The organism is Evtepia sp., from assembly GCF_056797215.1.
Map to the genome: position 1 here is coordinate 12,355 of NZ_JBQILM010000001.1, position 20,976 is coordinate 33,330.

The window sequence follows — 20,976 nt, forward strand, 5'->3', positions numbered from 1 at the left end:
AAGCGGAGAAAGGGGGGAGCGGAAATGACCTTTGACGAATTGAAGGAGAAGGCCCACAGCCTGCCCTTGAAGCCGGGGGTCTACCTGATGATGGACAAGGACAGCCAGGTGATCTACGTGGGCAAGGCCAAGGCCCTGAAGAACCGGGTGTCCCAGTATTTCCAGGATCAGAACACCCACACGGAAAAGACCAGGGCCATGGTGGCCCAGATCCACCACTTCGACACCATTGTGGCCGGTTCGGAATTCGAGGCCTTGGTGTTGGAGAGCTCCCTCATCAAGCTCCACATGCCCCACTATAACATCCTGCTCAAGGACAGCAAGGGCTACCCCTATATCCGCCTCAACGTCAAGGATGCCTATCCCCGCTTCTCCCTGGCCACCAGGGAGGCGGTGGGGGACGGGGCCCGGTATTTCGGCCCCTTCGGCGGCCGGCGGGAGAGCCAGGGGATCATCGATGCCCTGCGGGAGGCCCTAAAGCTCCCCAGCTGCGGGAAGGTATTCCCCAGGGATCAGGGGAAGGAGCGCCCTTGCCTCAACCACCACATGGACCTGTGCGACGGCTACTGCCGCCGGGAGGTTCCCCAGGGCCAGCACCAGCAGGCCATCAGCCAGGCGGTGCGGCTGCTAGAGGGCCGCTTTGGGGAGGTGGAGCGGGAGCTCACCGCCCAGATGGAGCAGGCAGCGGAGAATTTGGAGTTTGAAAAGGCCGCCGCCCTCCGGGACCGCCTGCGCTCCATCACCCTGTTGGGCAAGCGGCAAAAGGTGGTGGCGGGCTTTTTGGCGGACATGGACGTGCTGGGGCTCTACAGCGGCCAGGTCCGCACCGCCGTGGCAGTGCTCCACTTCCAGCAAGGGCAGCTCACCAGCCGGGAGGTGACCTTTTTCCCCACCGGGGGGGAACCGGCCCAGGAGATTTTGTCGGCATTTTTGGTGCAGTATTACGGCGTCCGGGGGCGGCTGCCCCGGCAGATTTTATTGCCGGAGCACTTGGACAACCAGGAGGACATGGGCCGGTTTTTGTCAGAGCGTGGGGAGCGGAAAACAGAGCTTGTCACCCCCCAGCGGGGGGCAAAGGTGGAGCTCATCCGCATGGCCCAGGAGAACGCCCGGGAGGAATGCCAGCGGGTGACCACGAAAGAAGAGCGCACAGCGAAAATATTGACCCTCCTGGCGGAGAAACTAGAGTTGTCTGGGCCGCCCCGGCGGATTGAGGCCTATGACATCTCCAACACCGGTGCGTCGGACATCGTGGCGGCGATGACGGTGTTTGAGGAGGGCAAGCCCCGGAAGGGGGCCTATCGCTGCTTCCGGCTCCGGGACCTGAAAGGCCCCGACGACTACGCCTCCATGGAGCAGGTCCTCACCCGGCGTTTCCGCCGGGACAAGGAGGGGGACGAGCGCTTCGCCCAGCGGCCGGACCTGCTGCTCATCGACGGGGGGGACACCCACGCGGCGGTGGCCCAACGGGTGTTGGAGGCGTTCGGCCTCAAAATCCCCGTCTTTGGTATGGTGAAGGATGACCGCCACCGCACCCGGGCTCTGGTGACCCCCGGCGGGGCGGAGATCGGGATACAAGGGCAGCCGGCGCTGTTTGCGTTCATTGGGCAGATCCAGGAGGAGACCCACCGCACCGCTGTGGGCTTCCACCACAAGCAGCACAGTAAGAGCAGCCTAGGCTCCACCTTGGAGAAAATCCCCGGGGTGGGGGAGAGCCGCCGGAAGGCACTGATGAAGCATTTCCGCAGCATAAAGGCCATCCGAGGGGCGCAGCTGGCGGAGTTGGAGCAGGTGCTGCCCAAAAACGTGGCCTGCCAGGTGTATGACTACTTGAGAGAAGAAACAGGAGCGGCAAAGGAGGACTAAGCCATGCGCGTGATCACAGGACTTGCCAGAGGGCGGAAGCTCCAAGAACCGGTGGGGCTGGAAACCCGCCCCACCACCGACCGGGTGAAGGAGGCCATCTTTTCCAGCATCCAGTTTGAGATTGAGGGCCGCCGGGTGCTGGACCTCTTCGGCGGCACCGGGCAGATGGGCATTGAGGCCCTCTCCCGGGGGGCGGCCCACTGTACTTTCGTGGACCTGAGCCGCCAGGCGGCGGAGACCATCCGGGCGAACCTGGCCCACACAGGGCTTGCCGGACAGGCCACGGTGGTCCAGGGGGATTACGCCGCCTTTTTGAGCCGCTGCCGGGAGACCTTTGACCTGATCTTTTTGGACCCGCCCTACGGCAGCGGATTTTTGGAAAAAGCCATGGAGTCTGTCCAGACGATTGACATTGTGTCGGGAAATGGTATAATAGTGTGCGAAAATGGGTCGGACGCCAGCTGGCCAGCGCCGCTGGGGCCCTACCAATTAGAGAGAGAATACCGGTATGGGCGCATCAGAACCGCCCTGTACCGCCGCACAGCCGATTGATCGGACCTGTTAGACAAGGAAGGACAGCCTATGAAGACCGCAATTTATCCCGGAAGCTTCGATCCCGTTACCCTGGGACACATCAACATCATCAAACGGGCCGCAGCCGCCTTTGAACGGGTGATCGTCTGCGTCATGGTCAACTCCAAGAAAGATGGCGGCATCTTTACGCCGGAGGAACGGATCGCCCTGATGCGCAAGAGTATCCAGGTGGAGAACGTGGAGTTCGATATAAACTACGGTCTTGTGGCAGACTACGCCAAACGGAAGGGCGCACGGGTGCTGGTGAAGGGCCTGCGGGCCGTGTCTGACTATGAGCAGGAAGTCCAGATGGCCATGGTCAACAGCAAGCTGAACCCAGACCTGGACACCGTGTTTTTCCCATCCAGTGAGAAGTACACCTATCTCAGCTCGTCGGTGGCGAAAGAGCTGGCCCGCTACGATGCCGACCTGGAAGAATTTTTGCCCCGTGAGATCTTAGAGGACGTGAAAAAGAAAATGAAAAAAAGGAGCGATGAGTGCGATGACTGCCAGCATTGAACAATTACTGGAACAGCTATACGGCGAAATTGAAGAAGCGAAGCCCATGCCTCTGAGCAATGACAAGTGCGTCATTGAACGGGATAGGATCTTGGATATGATCGACGATGTGAAGGCAGAGATGCCTGCGGAGATCAAGCGGGCGGAGGACCTGGTGGCCAACCGCAACGACTATATCGCCTCCGCCAAGCGGGAGGCCGACGCCATGCGCAAGGAGGCGGAGGACTATGCCCGCCAGCTGGTGAACAAGGATGCCATCGTCCGGGAGGCCCAGGCCCAGGCAGACGATATCCTGGCGGACACCGAGGAGAAGTGCCGGATGATTAAGAGCGCCGCCAGCGAATACTGCGAGGACGCCCTGCGCCGGATGGAGGAGGCCGTGGCCGACGCCTACGATGAGGTGAAGCAGTCCCGGGCCAAGTTCCGCTCCGCGCTGGGGGCGCTGCTGGACGGCCCCGCCGCCCCCCGCCGCCGGATGTACGACGCAGCGGCAGACGAGGACGATTATTGAGGCGCAAAAAACAACACGTTTTTGCGGGAGAATGGTAGCTTGTTTACACGTACCCGGGGCTGTATGCCGCCGGGAAAAACAAAATTTGCATTGTTTCGCACCCTGCCGGGCGCGAATGCTGCGAGGCTTTTTGGGCCGCGGCCGAACATCGGCCGCGGCCTTTTGACGCCTTTTGATGCCCTGTGTTTTTGGGGAGAAATTCTTACAAAATTCTTACAAAACGTAACAGCGACTTGGGGAGTATGCCCATAAAATGCTTGGAAATCAAGGGGAAACTACCAGATATAGGGGAAAAGGGGCTGCTGTGGGGGCCACGGGGGAGTGGGCGGGTGCCAAAAAAATGTTGATTTTTACAGGGCCTGCCTTTATAATGTAAGGGAAAGATGGGCCCTGACAAGGCCCAGGCCTTGTCAGAGAAAGGCGAAGAAACTGCGGGGGGAATGGCCCCGCCCAGGGGGACCGTGGACTGATGAGTGGAGAATATACACACCGCCCTGTCCTGTTGGAGGAATGTATCCAAGCCCTGCACATCCAGCCGGAGGGCATCTATGTGGATGGGACTTTGGGCCGCGGGGGCCACGCTATGGAGATTGCCCGCCGCCTGACCACCGGCCGCTTGCTCTGCATCGACCGGGACCGACAGGCCCTGGAAGAGGGCAGCGTCCGCCTGGCCCCTTGGGGGGAGCGCATTACCTTCCTCCACGGGAACTTTGCACAGCTGCCCCAGCTGCTGGACCAGGCAGGGGTGGAGCAGGTGGATGGGATGCTCTTTGACTTAGGGGTCTCCTCCCCCCAGCTGGACGACCCGGAGCGGGGCTTCTCCTACATGCACGATGCCCCCCTGGACATGCGCATGAGCCAGGACGACAGCCTCACCGCCTGGACGGTGGTGAACCAATGGCCCCGGGAACAGCTGCGGCGTATCCTGTCCCAGTACGGGGAGGAGCGCTACGCCGGTCCCATTGCCGCTGCCATCCTGCGCAGGCGGGAGGACGCCCCCATCGAGACCACCGGGCAGCTGGTGGAGGTGATCCGCAGTGCCATGCCTGCTGCTGCCCTCCGGGAAAAGCAGCACCCGGCCAAGCGGAGCTTCCAGGGCATCCGCATCGCGGTGAACGATGAGCTCACCGCCATCTCCCAGATGATGCAGGGGGCCATCCCCCGGCTCAGGAAGGGGGGGCGGCTGGCCGTGATCTCCTTCCACTCCTTGGAGGATAGGATCGTGAAGAGCGAGTTGGCCGCAGCGGCCAAAGGGTGCGACTGCCCGCCGGAGTTCCCCGTATGCGTGTGCGGCAAAACGCCGCTGGTGAAGCTGCACCCCCGCAAGCCCATCCTGCCCTCGGCGGCGGAGCTGGCGGAGAACCCAAGGGCCCGCAGTGCCAAGCTGCGCTGCGCGGAGAAGTTGTAAGTTGTAAGTGGACGGACGGGAATGAGGTGAAGGACCTGTGACGGAGCAAGTATACCAAGTGGACCTACACCCGGAGGGGGGCGCAACGGTCACCGAGGAACCGGTGCATACCGCCCCGGAGGAGCCCAAACAGCAGCGTGCCTCCCGGCGGCAGAAGGCCGTCCAGGAGGAGCCCGCCAAGCGGCAGCTCCTGATTGCGCCGGGCCTGGCGGCGCTGGGCCTCATCACCGTGGTGGTGGTGATTATGACCTTGATGAGCTATGCACAGCTGGTCATGGTGAACGACGAGGTGTTTGACGCCCGCAGCGAGCTCAGGGGCTTGCAGACAGAGGAGAGCAAGCTAATGGCCCAGTATGAGCTGGCCTACGACTTGCAGGAGATCGAGACCCAGATGCTCTCCAGTGGCCAGATGATCAAAATCCAGAGCTGGCAGACCTACACCCTGGAGCTGGCAGAGCCGGACTCCGTGGAGTATTACCAGAGCAACAAGCTCAGCGAGAAAATCAAGGCCCTGGCCAGCGGCCTGATGGATTCCCTGCGGGAATATTTCTAGGAGAAGGCCGCATACGTATAGAGATAGGACAAAGAGGGCGTGAGAAAAGGGTTTTCTTACGCCCTCGGCATTACCGGAAAGAAAAAAGGAAGGTGACGCTTTGTGGCATTACGACCAGGAAAACGGGAACAGAACAACGACCAGCGGATCAGTGGAAAGGGGATGCGCCGGGTCCTGATCCTCATGGGCATCTTTGGGGTGCTGACCTTTGCGGTGCTCTTTGGCAAGCTGTGGCAGCTCCAAGTGGTCCAGCACGAGGAATTGGAAAAGCGGGCTATCAACCAGCAGACCAGGGAGATTTCCGCCACCGCCAGCCGGGGGACCATTTACGACACCAACGGCGCGGTGCTGGCCATCAGCGGTTCCGTGCAGAACGTGGTCCTCTCCCCACGGGACCTGGTGGAGTCCATTGAGGACAGTGTGAAGGAAGTCGACGAGTTCAAGAACAAGCGCTCCCAGAAGGCCATTGAGGCGGAAAAGAGTGAAAGGCTGGAACTGGCCTACGACACCATCGCCACCGGCCTGGCGGAGATTCTGGACTTAGAGGAAGAGGACATCCGCAAGCGGCTGCAAAAGACCTATTCCGCCTATGAGGTGTTGGCCAAAAAGGTGGAGGACGACGTGGCCGACCGGGTACGTGGCTTCATCGTGGACAACGACCTGTCCCGGGCGCTGTACCTGACCTCGGACTCCAAGCGCTATTACCCCTACGGGACCATGGCCGCCCAGGTGATTGGCTTTACCAACGCCAACAACGTGGGGGTCTACGGCCTGGAAGCCAAGTACAACGGGGAGCTCTCCGGGGAGGACGGCCTGACCATCCTGGCCAAGAACGCCCGGGGGACGGAGATGCCCTCCGCCTATTCCAGCTTCACCGACGCGGTGGATGGCTACAACGTCCAGACCACCATCGACAGCACCATCCAGATGTACGCGGAGAAGGCGGTGGAGGAGGGTATCCAGAAGTTCGACGTCACCAACGGCGGCTTCTGCGTGGTCATGGACCCCAAGACCGGGGCGGTGCTTGCCATGGCAAGCTATCCAGACTACGACCCCAACGATTATAACGCCATTGTTGACGTCACGGAAACCGCCAAACTGGCCAGGATGCGCCAGAGCAACGAGCTCACCCAGGAGGAGTATGAAAAGGCTGTCAGCGAGGTGCAGTTCCGCCAGTGGAACAACAAGTGCCTCAACACCTCCTATGAGCCCGGCTCCACCTTCAAGCCCATCGTGGTGGCTGCTGCCCTGGAGGAGGGCGTGATTTCGGAGAACTCCCACTTTACTTGCAACGGCGCGGTAGAGAAGGGCGATTGGATTATCCGGTGCTCTGCCCGCCGGGGCCACGGTGGCCAGAACCTGCGTAAGGCAGTTATGAACTCCTGCAACCCGGCTCTGATCAAGATCGGTGAGCTGCTGACGGCAGATAAGTTTTATCAGTATTGGCAGGATTTCGGCTTCACCAGTTCCACCGGCATCGAGCTGCCGGGAGAGGCCCCCAGCGTGTTCTGGGATGAGAACCTCTTCCTCAGCCCCGCCGGTGAGACGGAGTTGGCCACCGCCTCCTTCGGCCAGCGTTTTACCACCACACCCATTAAGCTCATCACCGCCCTGTCCGCCGTCATCAACGGCGGCCACCTGATGGAGCCCTATGTGGTCCAGTCCGTCACCGACCAGGACGGCAATGTGGTGAGCTACCATGAGCCCACCGAGGTCCGCCAGGTGGTGAGCCAGGAGACCTCCGACACCGTGCGCTCCATCATGGAGAGCGTGGTGGGGGAGCGCAGCGGTACGGGACACAACGCCGCTGTGGCGGGATACCGCATCGGCGGCAAAACCGGTTCCTCCCAGACCCTGGACAGTAAGGACCACATCATCGTCTCCTTCCTGGGCTTCGCCCCGGCGGATGACCCGGAGATCATTGTGCTGCTGGCCTATGACTGGCCGGAGCCTGTGGCCCCCGGGGCCAACAAGACCGCTGACGGGGTGTACATCAGCGGCGGTTCCATGGCCTGCCCCATGGCCGGTGAGCTCATTGCCCACATCATGGATTACTTAGGCTACCAAAAATCCGGCGTCACCAGCGAGACCACCACCGGCATCACCATGCCCCAGCTCAACGGCAACACCGTGGCTACAGCCCAGGAGACCTTGTCCAAGCTGGGCCTGAACTGCCGCACTGTCGGCGAGGGGGAGGCGGTTACGGACCAGGCCCCCACCGCCGGGAGCATGGTGCCCCAGGGGAGCACCGTGGTCTTGTACCTGGGTGCCCCCCGCAGCGAGGACACCGTTCTGGTGCCGGACCTGAGCAACATGAACTATGACCAGGCGAAAGCCGCCCTGGAGGCCTTGGGCCTCTACCTGAACGTCACCGGCGACACGGAGGGGGTGGTATTCAGCCAGACCATCACCCCGGATACCCGTGTGGAGGTTGGCACAATGGTAGAAGTGCGCTTTGCCACCCCTGCGGACCCGGAAACCGGCATGGACAGCGAAACCGGCAACTGGGCAGGGAAAAAGCAAGAATAACAGTGTGAGACGATCATGGGAGGTGTTCTCGTTTGAAGTTATCCCGGTTACGCCGGGGCATAGCCCTGACAGACCAAGTCGGTCAGGACGTTGAAATCACTTCACTCACCTGTGATACCCGTACCCTGGCCCCCGGCGGCCTTTTCGTGGCCCTGAAGGGCGTCCAGGCAGATGGGAACGATTACATCCAAGAGGCGTTGGAGAAGGGGGCGGCGGCTGTGGTGTGCGCCCAGCCCCCCTTCCCCGGGGGGCCATGGCTGCTGGCGGAGGACCCCCGGGAGGCCTACGGCCTCCTCTGCCGCAACTGGTTCGGGGACCCCGGGGGGCGAATGACCCTCCTGGGGGTCACCGGCACCAACGGAAAGACCACCACTACGTACCTGTTGAAGGAAGTGCTGGAACAGGCCATCCACGCCAAGGTGGGGCTCATCGGCACCAACCAAAACCTGATTGGGGCGGAGAGCCTCCCCGCCCAGCGCACCACCCCGGACCCCTATCCCCTCCAATGCCTCCTGGCCCGGATGCTCCGGGCTGGCTGCACCCATGTGGTGATGGAGGTCTCCTCCCACGCCCTGGCCCTGCGCCGCACGGCGGGGCTCCACTTCAAGGGGGGGATTTTCACCAACCTTACCCGGGACCACCTGGATTTCCACGGTACCATGGAGGACTACCGGGAGGCCAAGGGCCTGCTGTTCCAGCAGTGCGAGGTGGGCTTTTTCAACATCGACGACCCCGCCGGCCGCTTCTTCGCCCGGACTGCCCCCTGCCAGCGCCACAGCTTTGGGGAGAACCGGAGCGAAGGGGAACTGCTGGCCCGTTCTGTCCACCTCTTCCCGGACCGGGTGGAGTTCCAGGTTCTGGCCCCAGAGGGGCTATTCCCGGTGGCCCTGCCCATCCCTGGGGCCTTTAGCGTATACAACGCCCTGGGGGTCATTGCCTGCTGCCGGGAGCTGGGCATCCCCATCCCCGCCATCGCCAAGGCCCTGGCGGGGAGCCAGGGGGTGAAGGGCCGGGTGGAGGTGGTCCCGGTCCCCGCGCCCTATACCGTGCTCATCGACTACGCCCATACCCCCGACGCCTTGGAGAAGGTCCTCACCACCGCAAGGGGGGGCACCGCCTGCCGCCTCCTGTGCCTGTTCGGCTGCGGCGGGGACCGGGACCGGAGCAAGCGCCCCATCATGGGGGAGATCGCCGCGGAGCTGGCGGACTTCCTCCTCCTCACCTCCGACAATCCCCGCACCGAGGACCCGGAGGCCATCTTGGATGAGGTGGAGGCGGGTTTCCCCCCGGGCTTCACCGCCTACCGCCGCCAGGCAGACCGCCGGGCGGCCATCCGGGAGCTTTTGGCCATGGGCCGGGCGGGGGATGTGCTCCTTCTGTCGGGGAAAGGCCACGAGACCTACCAAGAGATTGGGACAGAAAAAATTCATTTGGACGAACGCGAAGAAATTGCTTCCTTTTTCCGGCAAGATGAGATATAATCAATGTTTGTCAACTCCGGTGGCTCCATGGAAACCATGGGGCCGCGGGAAAACGAGAGAGAACAGACGTTGAAAAACGCGGAGGTGCGGGCCATGGAGTCCATTGTCGGAAGAAGTATCGTCGCCCTTGTGGCGGGATTTATCATCAGTGCCCTGCTGGGGAAGAGCCTGATCCCAGCCCTGCGCCGGCTAAAAGCCGGCCAATCCATCAAGGAGGACGGCCCCACCTGGCACATGGCGAAGCAGGGGACCCCCACCATGGGTGGGATCATGTTCATCGCCGCCACTGCCATTGTGGTCCTGGTGCTGGACATACAGGATATCATGGCGGGGGAGCTGACGGCCGTGGTGGTGTTCCTCTTTGCCGGGGTGTTCGGCGTCATCGGCTTTTTGGATGACTACGCCAAGGTGAAGAAGAAGGAGAACACCGGCCTGTCTGCCAGCCAGAAGTTCCTGCTGCAACTGGCGGCGGCCCTGTGCTTCCTGGCCCTGCTGCGCTCTATGGGGATTCTGTCCCCCAACCTGTACGTCCCCTTCCTGGGGGTGGAGCTGCGGCTGCCCTGGGTGGTGTACCTGATCTTCGCCGCCCTGGTGATCACCGGGTCGGTCAACGCCGTGAATATCACCGATGGCATCGACGGCCTGGCGGCGGGGGTGACCCTGCCGGTGTGCGCCTTCTTTGCCTGCTCCTTTGGCTATGCCTACCTCCACTGGCAGCGGCAGGAGAGCATGGGCATGACCCTCTTCGCCGCAGCCCTGTGCGGGGCCCTGATGGGCTTCCTGGTGCATAATTTCCACCCGGCTAAGGTCTTTATGGGGGACACTGGCTCCCTCTTCCTGGGGGGGGCAGTGTGCGGCATGGCCTTCGCCCTGGATATGCCCCTGATTTTGATCCCTGTGGGGATCATCTATATCGCGGAGACCTTGTCGGATATCATCCAGATCGTTTACTTCAAGGCCACCCACGGCAAACGGATCTTCCGCATGGCCCCCCTGCACCACCATTTGGAGCTGGGCGGTTGGAGCGAGAAGAAGTTAGTGTTCACCTTTGCCGGCATCACGCTGGTCTTCTGTGTCCTGGCCTATTTCGGCGTCATGGGGCGGTTCTCCGCCCTGTGAGCCCTGGGGGACGCGGGGATGCCATGAGGCCGGAGCCGTTATCCATCCGGGAGGGATGCTTGTGGCAAGTCCAACGAAAACCAAACAGCGGCGCAGGCTCAAGCCCAGGAACCAGAGCCGGGGGCAGGTGGATACCCCCTTCCTGCTGTTGACCATTTTGCTGGTTATCATCGGCCTAATCATGCTGCTCTCTGCCTCCTACCCCACGGCGTGGTATGACGTGCAGAACCGTACCGGCCATGACCCGTTCCACTACTTCACCCGGCAGGCGATTTATGCTGTGCTGGGCTTTTGCGTGCTGTACCTGGTCTCCCGCCTGAACTACAGTGGCCTGGCGGGACTGGCTATCCCCATTTTTCTGCTGGCCTGTGTGCTGATGCTGGCGGTGAAGGTGCCGGGGTTGGGATATACCTCCGGCGGCGCCACCCGCTGGCTGAAATACCCGGTGCAGTGGCAGCCCTCAGAGGTGGGGAAGATCGCCTTGATTATCTACTTCTCCTCCCGTTTGGCCAAGCGCGACGAGCGCACCCCTTTGGAGTTCAACCGCCGCAGCCCCCTGGGGCGCTTTGGCAACTTCCTAGAGCGCATCGGCTTCTTTGAGCTGATCCCCTACGGGCTGGTGATCGCCATCATGGTGGGCCTGCTGTACCTGGAACCCCACATGTCCGCTACCATCCAGATGGTGGTGATCGCGGCGGCTATCCTCTTTGCTGGGGGCATCGGTGTGGGTTGGTTTGCCGCTGGGGGAGCCCTGGTGGGCGGCGCGCTGACGGTGATTATCCTGGGGACGGACTACATGACCTCCCGGCTCACCGTCTGGCGAGACCCCGCCAGTGACCCCCAGGGGAAGGGCCTGCAACCCCTACAGTCCCTGCTGGCCATCGGTTCCGGGGGCCTCTTTGGGGTGGGGCTGGGACAGGGGCGGCAAAAATTCCTCTACCTGCCGGAACCCCAAAACGACTTCATTTTCGCCATCGTCTGCGAGGAACTGGGGCTGGTGGGGGCAGGCCTGATCCTGTTCCTCTTCGCTCTGCTGATTATCCGGGGCTACTGGCTGGCCCTCCACGCCAAGGACCGCTTCGGCTCCCTGATGATCGTGGGCATCATGACCCTCTTTGCTTTCCAGGTATTCGCCAACGTGGCGGTGGTGACCAACCTCTTCCCGGTGACGGGCATCTCCATGCCCTTTTTCAGCGCCGGGGGCACCGCCCTGGTGATCCAGCTGGCGGAAATGGGACTGGTGTTGGCCATATCCCGACAAAATCCCGTGACATAGCCCCAGGCTATGGGAAGGAGTAACGATGCGAGTTCTCTTCACCTGCGGCGGCACGGCGGGGCATATCAACCCCGCCGTGGCCTTGGCCCGCATGTTTCAGGAACGCCAGGAAAATTGCCAGGTCCTTTTTGTGGGGGCCAAAGGCGGCATGGAGGAGCGGCTGGTGCCGAAGGAGGGCTTCCCTCTGGAAACGGTGACCATCAGCTCCTTTTGGCGCAGCTTCAGCCCCGCGGGGCTGAAGCACAACCTGGGGACCCTGCGCAACCTGCACCTGTCCCGGCGGGAGGCGGCGGACATCCTGGACCGCTTCCAGCCGGAGCTGGTGGTGGGCACCGGGGGCTATGCCTCTTACCCGGTGGTTCACGCCGCCGCCAAGCGGGGCATCCCTACGGCGGTCCATGAGTCCAACGCCGTGCCCGGGCTCACCACCCAGCAGTTGGCAAAAATCGCCGGCCGGGTGATGGTGGGCTATGAGGAGTCCCGGGCCCACTATAAGGACAAGGATAAAGTGGTGGTTACCGGCACCCCGGTGCGGGGAGGATTTTTCCAGACCCGCAAGGAGGCCCGGGAAGCCCTGGGTATCCAGGACGACCGTCCTCTGCTCCTGTCCTATTGGGGGAGCTTGGGGGCGGAGGTGATGAACCGGTATATGGTGGACTTTTTCCGCCTGGCTGCCCAGCAGCCTCCGGCGTTCCACCACATTCACGGGGCTGGACGGGACTTTGCCCAGATGGAGGTGGCCCTTCAGGACACTACCCTGCCCCCGGAGCTCCAACTCCGGGAGTACATCTACGACATGCCCACGGTGATGGCGGCGGCGGACCTGGTGCTGTGCCGGGGGGGCGCGTCCACCTTGTCAGAGCTCACCGCCATCGGCAAGCCCGCGGTGATCGTCCCCTCCCCCAATGTCACCAACCACCACCAGGAGCGCAACGCCAATGTCCTGGCCCAGCAGGGCGGGGCGGTGGTGCTGCTGGAACCGGTGTGCAGCGGGGCAGGCCTCTATCAGACCGCAACGCAGCTATTGGCCGACTCCCAACGCTTACAGGATATGTCCCGGGCAATGTCCTCCATGGGCGTGCCCGACGCGGCAGAGAAGATTTACGACACCCTCACCTCCCTTTTGCGGAAATCCTGAACCCATTCCCCTCCCCTGGCATAGGATGGCCTGAGCACACACAGACCAGGATCGGGGGAGAAACACCATGGAATATTTTGCAGTGCAGGGAGGCGTTCCCCTAGAGGGCTGCGTCGCCGTCCACGGGGCGAAGAACAGCGCCCTGCCTATTCTGGCGGCCACGCTGCTGGCCCCGGGGGAGCACGTCTTACATAACTGTCCGAACTTAACTGACATTACCGCGGCCCTGGCCATTCTGTCCTGCCTGGGCTGCCAGGTCCGGCGGGAGGGCAGCACCGTGGTGGTGAACACCCTCCACCGCCGGGGCTGCGCCGTGCCCGACCACTTGATGGGGCAGATGCGGGCCTCTGTCCTCTTTTTGGGCTCCCTGCTGGCCAGCAGCGGCGAGGCCATGGCCTGCTGGCCCGGGGGCTGTGCCCTGGGGGAGCGCCCCATTGACCTGCACCTCCGGGCCCTGCGGCTGCTGGGGGCGCAGGTGCTGGACCGGGGGGGCCGCCTCAGCTGCCGCTGCCCCCGGCTACGGGGAAACCGGATTGTCCTGCCCTTCCCCAGTGTAGGGGCCACAGAGAATGCCATGCTGGCGGCCTGTGGGGCCCAGGGGGTCACGGAGATCTGCAACGCCGCCCAGGAGTTGGAGATTGTGGATTTGCAAAACTTCCTCCAAGCCTGTGGGGCCCAGATCAGTGGCGGCGGCACAGAGCGCATTGTGGTCTACGGCGGTGCCCCTCTGCATCCGGGGGAGCACAGCGTCATGCCCGACCGCATCGTCACCGCCACCTACCTGTGTGCGGTGGCCGCCGCCGGAGGGGAGGGGGAGCTGCTGGCCGCCCAGGGCGGGGCAGTGGCCCCGGTGCTCCAAGCCCTCACCGCCGCCGGCTGTCAAATTTGGGAGACGGAGCGGGGGCTGGCGGTGCGCCGCCGGGGGGCGCTGCGGGGCATCGGCTCCGTGGTCACCGCGCCCTATCCCGGCTTTCCCACTGACGCCCAGCCCCTGTTGGCGGCCGTTTTGGCGAAAGCCCAGGGGGAGAGCGCCATCACCGAGACCATTTTCGACCGCCGTTTCCGCTACACCCAGCAGTTATGCCGCATGGGGGCCCACATCCGGGTGGAGGGCGACACCGCCCACTTCTCCGGGGCACCGCTCCACGGGGCAGCGGTGAAAGCCACCGACCTGCGGGGCGGCGCGGCCCTGGCCATCGCGGCCCTGGGGGCCCAGGGCTGTAGCCGGGTCTATGGCCTAGAGCACATCGACCGGGGTTATGAACGCTTAGAACATGCCCTGGGGTGCCTGGGGGGGAGGATACGGCGCACGACATACTGTCAAAACAACTGAGCTTGTGTTCAGTTGTCAGGCAAAGCCTGTGTACGTGTGGTTTGACGATGCGACAAGGCAGGCCGCTTTGCGGCCTTGCGGCGAAGCATGCCGCACACTGGAAAAGGACCGAGGGTCCTTTTCCAGTGCCTTGAGGATAGGGGACACTGGTATGGCCAAGGAACAAAAGAAAACCCAATATCGCAAGCGGAGGGTGAGTATCCTCTTTGCCATCCTGGCGGCGCTGCTCACCGGGGTGTGCATGGTGCTGGCCTGCACCGTCTTTTTCCGGGTGGAAGAGGTGGTGGTGGAGGGCAACCAGCGCTACACCCAGGAGGAAATCCTCTCGGTGGCCAGTGTGGAGCGGGGGAGCAACCTGACCCTGACGGCCCGGGAGCAGCTGGAATCCAGGATACGGGAGAGCCTGCCCTATGTGGATAGCGTGGAAATCCATAAGCACCTGCCCACCACCCTGCGCCTGACGGTAAAGGAATCCCAGCCGGGCGGGGTGGTGGCCCAGGGGGAGAGCGAGGAAGGGGTATTTTGGCTCATCGACGGCAAGGGGCGGCTGCTGGAACAGGCCAACGACGAAAACACCGCCGGTGTGGCCAAGATCGTTGGGCTAGAGGCCATTGCCCCCCAGCAGAGCGCCACCATGCAGGTGCTTCAGGGATACGAGGGCCAATTCCAGGCTCTGACTGGGCTGATGCAGGCCTTGGAGGCCCAGGGCCTTACCACCAAGGTCACGGAGATCGACGCCTCGTCCCCCACGGAGATCACCATGCTTTATGACGGCCGCCTGCGGGCGACCATGCTCATCAACGCGGACTTTTCCCGGAAAATGGTCATTTTTCGACAGATCGCCGACCTGCTGGGAGACCAGCGAACAGGGACGGTAAACCTGAAAACCACGGACGCCTATTACTCCCCCGGCGGCTGAGCTCAGGGCGAGGAAGGGGGAAAAGCCCAATTTTTTTCAAAAAGATGGGGAATAATTCAAACTTTTCTATTGACCTGTCGGAAAAACGGGGCTACAATAAAAGGGAATATCGAAGCTATATGCATTGCAGAGAAATATACACTTAGGAGGATCTATCATGGCGTTTGGATTAGATACCGGAGTAGAGTCCGTTGTTAATATTAAAGTGATCGGTGTCGGTGGTGGCGGCGGGAACGTCGTCAACCGCATGGTGGAGTCCGGTGCACGAGGCGTGGAATTCATCGCAGTCAATACGGATAAGCAGGCCCTGGCAGTTTCCAGCGCCAACGAGAAGATTCAGATCGGCGAAAAGCTCACCGAGGGTCAGGGCGCTGGGTCCAACCCAGAAATCGGCCGGCAGTCCGCTGAGGAGAGCCGCACCTCCATCTCCAAGGTTTTGGAAGGCACGGACATGCTCTTCATCACCGCCGGTATGGGCGGCGGCACCGGCACCGGCGCAGCCCCCATTTTGGCAGACCTGGCCAAGGAGATGGATATCCTCACCGTTGGTGTGGTGACCAAGCCCTTCTCCTTTGAGGGCCGCCGCCGGATGCAGCAGGCAGAGATCGGCATCGAAAACCTGCGCTCTAGGGTGGACTCCCTGGTCATCATCCCCAACGACCGGCTGAAGTTTGTCACCGAGCAGAAAATCACCCTGTCCAACGCCTTTGAAGTGGCGGACGATGTGCTGCGCCAGGCGGTGCAGTCCATCTCGGACCTGATTAAGAACACCGGCTTCATCAACCTGGACTTTGCCGACGTGTCCGCCGTCATGAAGGATGCCGGCATGGCCCACATGGGCGTAGGCCGGGCCAGCGGCAAGAACAAGGCCGAGGAGGCTGCCCGGAAAGCTGTTTCCAGCCCCCTGTTGGAGACCTCCATCAACGGCGCCCGCGGCGTGCTGGTGAACGTCACCGGTTCCACCGATGTGGGCCTGGAAGAAGTGGAAATGGCCGCCAACCTGGTCCAGGAGGCTGCCGACCCCAACGCCCTCATCATCTTCGGCGCCACCTTCGACGAGACCTTGGAGGATGCCATCGTGGTTACTGTCATTGCCACCGGCTTCGACGAAAAAATCATGAATGCCAAGAGCACGCCTACCGTTTCCGCCAACAGTGGCCTGTCCCAGAGCGGCAGAGGCGGCGTATCCAGCCGCGCGGCTGAGATCGTGGACAACAGCGCGGAGGAGGACGACCCCTACAAGGAGATCTTCAAGATTTTCAACCGGGACCGCTGATCCATCGAACATAGGTCTTTTGCCCCTGCTTTCCGACAAGTTCGGGAGGCAGGGGTTTTTGTCGTTTTTTGTGGGTGTAAAGGGGGGAGGCCTTACACAGGGGATTTATATGGGTGAAAACTCTAATCTGACCTTTTTTGAAGGAGACAGGCTGTATAATACAGGGGCTGAACAGGAGAGGAGGGGAAGGGCCATGACGGTGGTTTATTTGGATTCCTTTCTGCTGCTGAACTTCGTAGTGAACTACCTTCTCCTGGCCTGCGCTGGACGCCTAGACGGCGCTCCACGCCGCCGGGTACGCTGTGCCCTGGGGGCGGCCTTTGGGGCGGTGTATGGGGCGGTGAGCCTGTTTCCTGCCGCCGCGTTCCTGGAACACCCTGTGTGCAAGGCCAGTGCGGCGGTGGGGATGCTGCTGCTGGCCTTTGGGTGGCGGGAGCGCTTGCTGCGGATTGGAGGGCTGTTCCTGACCCTCTCCTGTGCCTTTGGGGGCGGCCTGCTGCTGCTGTCTATGGTCCAGGGGGGCCCGGCCCAGGAGTTGGGCTTGCTGGGCCCCGGCCTGGGGATGCGGGGCATCCTCATCGCTGCGGCGCTGAGCTATGGCTGCCTGTCCCTGCTGCTGCAAGGGCAGTTTACCCACAGCCGGGCCGCCGGGGAGGTCCAAGAGCTCACGTTGGTGCGGGGGGAGAACTCCGTCACCGTCCTGGCCCTGCGGGACACAGGGAATACCCTCCAAGACCCCCTCACCGGCCGCCCTGTGGTGGTCATAGAGGGGGAGAAGGCCCGGGACTTGCTCCCGGAGCTCCCGGAGCTGGACAGGCAGGGCCTGGCCCATCCGGTGGAGCTGTTGGGGGAGCTGGAAGGTTCGGGCCTGCGCTTCCAGCTCTTGCCCTACCGTGCGGTGGGGGTGGACTGCGGTCTGCTCCTGGCCCTGCGGATGGACCGGGCGGAGTATGGGGAGCAGACCCACAGCAACTGCCTTACGGCCCTGTCCCCCACGCCCCTCTCCGACGGGGGACGCTACTGTGCCCTCATCGGGGGCCGGGAGGGGTAGGAAAACACAAGGATCAGGGAGGAATGGATCATGAAAGCACGGTGGAGACGGTTCTATTGGCGGCTGCGGCTGCGCTTGGCCCGCTGGGGGCTGGGCCTGCCTGGCAAGATCATGTACATCGGGGGCAGCGACGTACTCCCTGCCCCCCTGAGCCGCCAGGAGGAGGGGGAATACATCGCCGCCCTGGCCCAGGGGGACGAAGGGGCGGCTTCGGTGCTCATTGAGCACAATTTGCGCCTGGTGGTCTACATTGCCCGGCGCTTTGAAAACACCGGCATTAACATTGAGGACTTGATCTCCATCGGGACCATCGGCCTCATCAAGGCGGTGCGGACCTATAAGCCCGACAAGAACATCAAACTGGCCACTTACGCCTCCCGCTGCATTGAGAATGAGATTCTCATGCACCTGCGCAAAACCGCCAGCCAGAAAAGCGAGGTCCCCTTTGACGAACCCCTGAGCACCGATTGGAACGGCAACGAGCTGCTCTTGTCGGACATCCTGGGCACGGAGAGCGACTTGGTGCAAAAGCCCATCGAGGAGGACGCCGACTGCCAGCTCCTGGCCGACGCCTTGGAGAAGCTCAGCGACCGGGAGCGGGAGATCATCGTCCTGCGCTTTGGCCTGGGGGGCCGCCGGGAGCACACCCAGAAGGAGGTGGCTGACCGCATGGGCATCTCCCAATCCTATATCTCCCGGCTGGAAAAGCGAATCATCTCCCGGCTGAAGCGGGAGATTTTGAAGGTGACAGAGGTGCCATGAGGGGATACTGTGGGGCGCCGGGGGGAGGACGCCAGCTTGTGGGCTCCTCCAATATGGAAAATAGGAAAAGACCTGGTTCCCCATAAAAGGGAGAACCAGGTCTTTTGTATCGGCAGGAGGGAATGAAATGACTGGTTGTCTGATGTTCTGGCGGGCTCAGTGCAGCTCAATGGGTTCACCGGCGTTGGGGACGTTTCCGTCTGCGGATACATCGTCGGGCACTTCGGGGCTGGGCTGGTGGAGGCTGTCTAAGAAAGCGGACACGGCGGCGGGGTCGGCCTTGGCGGTGTCCAGGGGCAGGGTGAAGAGGGCGTGGGGGGCGGTGAAGCTGTCCTGGAAGGCGATACTCCCGTCCTGGCTCACTTGGAACATATCTGTGCCGGGGGAGAAGCCCTCATAGGCGGCCAGATAGACGGTGCTGCCGGCGAACATTTCCAGGCAGTCGTACTCATAGATGTAGTAGCACACACCCTCCTGGATGAAGCTGCTATAGCTGCCACCCAGGGTCCAGGCGTTGACCTCCCAGGGGGCCTGACCAGCCACCAAGGGAGTGATGGTGAGGGCGAAGCCCTCCTCCTGGGTCATGGCCTTGCCGTCGGTGCGGGCCACGGCGGCCACCACATAGCTGTGGGTTACATCGGCCTCGTCACATAGCCCGGATAAGCCAGCGCCGCTGACCATGCCGGAGAGGGTGAAGCGGTAGGTTCCAGATTCCTTGGTCTGGTTCAAGAGGATGGCGCCGTCACTGTCAAAGGCGGCGGCAAGGGCATCGTTGCCCACCGCTTCCGCCACCTGAGAAGGGCGGAGCAGGATCACGGCGGCGGCGGCGGTGACCGCCAGGGCCAGGACCAGGATGGCCACAAGCAGGGATGTCTTTTTCAAACTGGTTTTCATACAAGAACGCTCCTTTTCGTGCTGCCCCTCGGCCTCACGCAAGAGTCGGTTCACCGTGTCCCGCTGAAAGCTTTTGCGGAACTGGATGCCGTCAAAGGCGGCGCGATAGTCGTCACGGTTCATAAAATTTCCTCCTCTAGCAGCTTGCGCAATTTCTCCCGGCCACGGGAGAGGCGGGTGCCCACGGTGGGGGTGGGCAGGCCGAGCAGCTTGGCAATTTCCTTGATGGTGTAGCCCTCGTAGTAGTACAGGTGGATCACCGTGCTGTACTTCTCCGGCAGGGCTTGTACAGCGGAAAGGATGGGGGAGCTCTCCGCCTCCTCTGGCATGGCCACCACGTCGGCCTCCTCCAAGGGCAGGGTGCGGTTGGAGGCGGCCTTGCGGAGGTCACTGGCCCGGTGGATGGTGGTTCGGATGAGCCAGGCCCGTTCATGTTCCCCGTCCCGGAAACGGGGCAGTTGCGTCAGCAGGCGGAGGAATACCTCTTGGACTGCGTCCTCGGCATCTGCGGTGGAAAGAGACCGTGTCATGGCCAGGCGCAGCAGCATGGGGCTGTAGTCCTCCACCACCCGGCGGATGTATTCTTCGGTACCAATCGAATACATGCCCTCAACTCCTTTCACCAATAACACGATTGAGGAGGCCTATTTTTTTCAACCTGGGCGGATTTTTTAGGAGATTGACAGCCTGGGGGGAATCGGGTAGACTGGATACGCAGTATCCCACTGCCTCAATAGAACGCTGACAAGCTCGACATTACTATATTACGAAAAAAGAAAGCAGGATGCCAGATGATTTTCACCGCTGATTTACATACCCACTCCACTGCCTCTGACGGGCAGTACACCCCCACCCAACTGGTGGGCCTTGCCAAGGACAAGGGGCTGCAGCTCCTGGCCCTCACGGACCACGACACCCTGGACGGCCTAGAGGAAGCCGTCCAAGCCGGGGAGGCTGTGGGCCTGCGGGTGCTCCGGGGGGTGGAGCTCAGTGCCAAGGAGCACCACAACTTCCATATCCTAGGCTATGGGTTTGGGGCAGAAGCCCCCGGGCTCAAGGAACTGTGCGATAAGCTCCGGGATGGGCGGGACGACCGGAAATACCGTATCCTGGCCTATTTGAAGGAAAAGGGCATGGAGCTCACCCTGGAGGAGGTGGAGGAGCTGGCTGGGGGGGACATCATCGCCCGGCCTCACTTTGCCCGGGCCATGGTGCGCCGGGGCTATGTGGCCAGCAACCGGGAGGCCTTTGACCGCTTCCTGGATACGAAGGAGTACCAGATCAAAGTCCCCCGGTTCAAGGCCGACGCCAAGGGCTGTATTGATGCCATCAAGGCAGCCGGCGGCAAGACCTCCCTGGCCCACCCCTACCAGATGCGCCTGCCCGACGGGGAGCTGGAAACCTTGGTGGCGGAGCTGGCAGGGTACGGCCTGGATGCCATCGAGGGCTATTATCCCAAATACAGCCCGGAGCAGCAGGCATTTTACCACCGCCTGGCCCGGCAGCATGGCCTGCACCTCACTGGCGGCAGCGACTTCCACGGGGAGAAGGTGAAGCCGGAGGTGAAGCTGGGGGCCGTGGAGCTGGAATTGGACTGGCTGGTGGGATGAGCTGGTTTTGGAGAAGCCGGAGCAGATACCACAGTATGACGCAAAGCCGCCCCATTTGCCGCAGTGCGGATGGGGCGGCACTTTGCTGCTGCCAGAAGCTTGCGAAGCCCTGGCTCAGCGTGGTATAATAAAAGGAAACTTGAGACAGGGGAGGAGAT

The 20,976-nt window shown here is 62.3% G+C and carries 19 protein-coding genes; 17 read left to right on the forward strand and 2 right to left on the reverse strand.

Annotation, left to right across the window (positions count from 1 at the left end; all coding sequences use genetic code 11):
- The first annotated feature begins 24 nt into the window (after positions 1–24).
- From uvrC to sigE, 16 genes are all read left to right on the forward strand, one after another.
- Positions 25–1,866, forward strand: a complete 1,842-nt coding sequence (uvrC, locus tag ACTOZL_RS00065) for an excinuclease ABC subunit UvrC (RefSeq protein WP_482475983.1) — start codon at positions 25–27, stop codon at positions 1,864–1,866.
- A gap of 3 nt (positions 1,867–1,869) precedes the next feature.
- The gene (gene rsmD / locus ACTOZL_RS00070) at positions 1,870–2,418 is read left to right on the forward strand and encodes a 16S rRNA (guanine(966)-N(2))-methyltransferase RsmD (protein ID WP_482475984.1); all 549 of its coding nucleotides are present in this window, start codon (positions 1,870–1,872) and stop codon (positions 2,416–2,418) included.
- Positions 2,419–2,448: 30 nt separating this feature from the next.
- Entirely contained in the window at positions 2,449–2,958 is a 510-nt protein-coding gene (gene coaD / locus ACTOZL_RS00075) for a pantetheine-phosphate adenylyltransferase (protein ID WP_482475985.1), read from the forward strand.
- Entirely contained in the window at positions 2,933–3,469 is a 537-nt protein-coding gene (locus tag ACTOZL_RS00080; RefSeq protein ID WP_482475986.1) for an ATP synthase subunit B family protein, read from the forward strand. Before coaD ends, ACTOZL_RS00080 begins: the two co-directional genes overlap by 26 nt.
- 469 nt (positions 3,470–3,938) lie before the next feature.
- Entirely contained in the window at positions 3,939–4,877 is a 939-nt protein-coding gene (rsmH, locus tag ACTOZL_RS00085; protein WP_482475987.1) for a 16S rRNA (cytosine(1402)-N(4))-methyltransferase RsmH, read from the forward strand.
- A gap of 37 nt (positions 4,878–4,914) precedes the next feature.
- Positions 4,915–5,430: a hypothetical protein gene (locus ACTOZL_RS00090; RefSeq protein WP_482475988.1), complete on the forward strand. Its 516-nt coding sequence runs from the start codon at positions 4,915–4,917 to the stop codon at positions 5,428–5,430.
- 102 nt (positions 5,431–5,532) lie between these two features.
- Positions 5,533–7,959: a penicillin-binding transpeptidase domain-containing protein gene (locus ACTOZL_RS00095; protein ID WP_482475989.1), complete on the forward strand. Its 2,427-nt coding sequence runs from the start codon at positions 5,533–5,535 to the stop codon at positions 7,957–7,959.
- Between the two features lie 32 nt (positions 7,960–7,991).
- Positions 7,992–9,440 carry a UDP-N-acetylmuramoyl-L-alanyl-D-glutamate--2,6-diaminopimelate ligase gene (locus tag ACTOZL_RS00100; protein WP_482475990.1) on the forward strand — a complete coding sequence of 483 codons (1,449 nt, stop codon included), beginning with the start codon at positions 7,992–7,994 and terminating at the stop codon, positions 9,438–9,440.
- A 93-nt stretch (positions 9,441–9,533) separates the two neighbouring features.
- Positions 9,534–10,559 (forward strand): phospho-N-acetylmuramoyl-pentapeptide-transferase, encoded by a 1,026-nt coding sequence (gene mraY, locus ACTOZL_RS00105; protein WP_482475991.1) that lies wholly within the window; start codon positions 9,534–9,536, stop codon positions 10,557–10,559.
- Positions 10,560–10,620: 61 nt separating this feature from the next.
- Entirely contained in the window at positions 10,621–11,835 is a 1,215-nt protein-coding gene (locus ACTOZL_RS00110) for an FtsW/RodA/SpoVE family cell cycle protein (RefSeq protein WP_482475992.1), read from the forward strand.
- A gap of 25 nt (positions 11,836–11,860) precedes the next feature.
- Positions 11,861–12,973 carry a UDP-N-acetylglucosamine--N-acetylmuramyl-(pentapeptide) pyrophosphoryl-undecaprenol N-acetylglucosamine transferase gene (locus tag ACTOZL_RS00115; protein WP_482475993.1) on the forward strand — a complete coding sequence of 371 codons (1,113 nt, stop codon included), beginning with the start codon at positions 11,861–11,863 and terminating at the stop codon, positions 12,971–12,973.
- A 67-nt stretch (positions 12,974–13,040) separates the two neighbouring features.
- Positions 13,041–14,306 (forward strand): UDP-N-acetylglucosamine 1-carboxyvinyltransferase, encoded by a 1,266-nt coding sequence (gene murA / locus ACTOZL_RS00120; RefSeq protein WP_482475994.1) that lies wholly within the window; start codon positions 13,041–13,043, stop codon positions 14,304–14,306.
- A 151-nt stretch (positions 14,307–14,457) separates the two neighbouring features.
- Complete coding sequence (locus tag ACTOZL_RS00125) at positions 14,458–15,225, forward strand: cell division protein FtsQ/DivIB (protein ID WP_482475995.1); 768 nt, start codon at positions 14,458–14,460, stop codon at positions 15,223–15,225.
- A 157-nt stretch (positions 15,226–15,382) separates the two neighbouring features.
- A complete protein-coding gene (ftsZ, locus tag ACTOZL_RS00130) occupies positions 15,383–16,501 on the forward strand; it encodes a cell division protein FtsZ (RefSeq protein WP_482475996.1) in 1,119 nt (372 codons plus the stop codon).
- Positions 16,502–16,694: 193 nt separating this feature from the next.
- Positions 16,695–17,552 (forward strand): sigma-E processing peptidase SpoIIGA, encoded by an 858-nt coding sequence (locus ACTOZL_RS00135; protein ID WP_482475997.1) that lies wholly within the window; start codon positions 16,695–16,697, stop codon positions 17,550–17,552.
- A 30-nt stretch (positions 17,553–17,582) separates the two neighbouring features.
- Positions 17,583–18,314, forward strand: coding sequence for an RNA polymerase sporulation sigma factor SigE (gene sigE, locus ACTOZL_RS00140; RefSeq protein ID WP_482475998.1), 732 nt, complete (start codon positions 17,583–17,585; stop codon positions 18,312–18,314).
- A gap of 156 nt (positions 18,315–18,470) precedes the next feature.
- On the opposite strand, the gene ACTOZL_RS00145 is transcribed toward sigE, so the two are convergent.
- Both ACTOZL_RS00145 and ACTOZL_RS00150 read right to left on the reverse strand, forming a co-directional pair.
- A complete protein-coding gene (locus ACTOZL_RS00145; protein WP_482476000.1) occupies positions 18,471–19,331 on the reverse strand; it encodes a hypothetical protein in 861 nt (286 codons plus the stop codon).
- Entirely contained in the window at positions 19,328–19,813 is a 486-nt protein-coding gene (locus tag ACTOZL_RS00150) for an RNA polymerase sigma factor (RefSeq protein WP_482476001.1), read from the reverse strand. The genes ACTOZL_RS00145 and ACTOZL_RS00150 overlap by 4 nt, the downstream gene beginning before the upstream one ends.
- A gap of 186 nt (positions 19,814–19,999) precedes the next feature.
- Between ACTOZL_RS00150 and ACTOZL_RS00155 the strand changes: the two genes are divergently transcribed.
- Positions 20,000–20,818: a PHP domain-containing protein gene (locus ACTOZL_RS00155; RefSeq protein ID WP_482476002.1), complete on the forward strand. Its 819-nt coding sequence runs from the start codon at positions 20,000–20,002 to the stop codon at positions 20,816–20,818.
- Positions 20,819–20,976 lie beyond the last annotated feature (158 nt).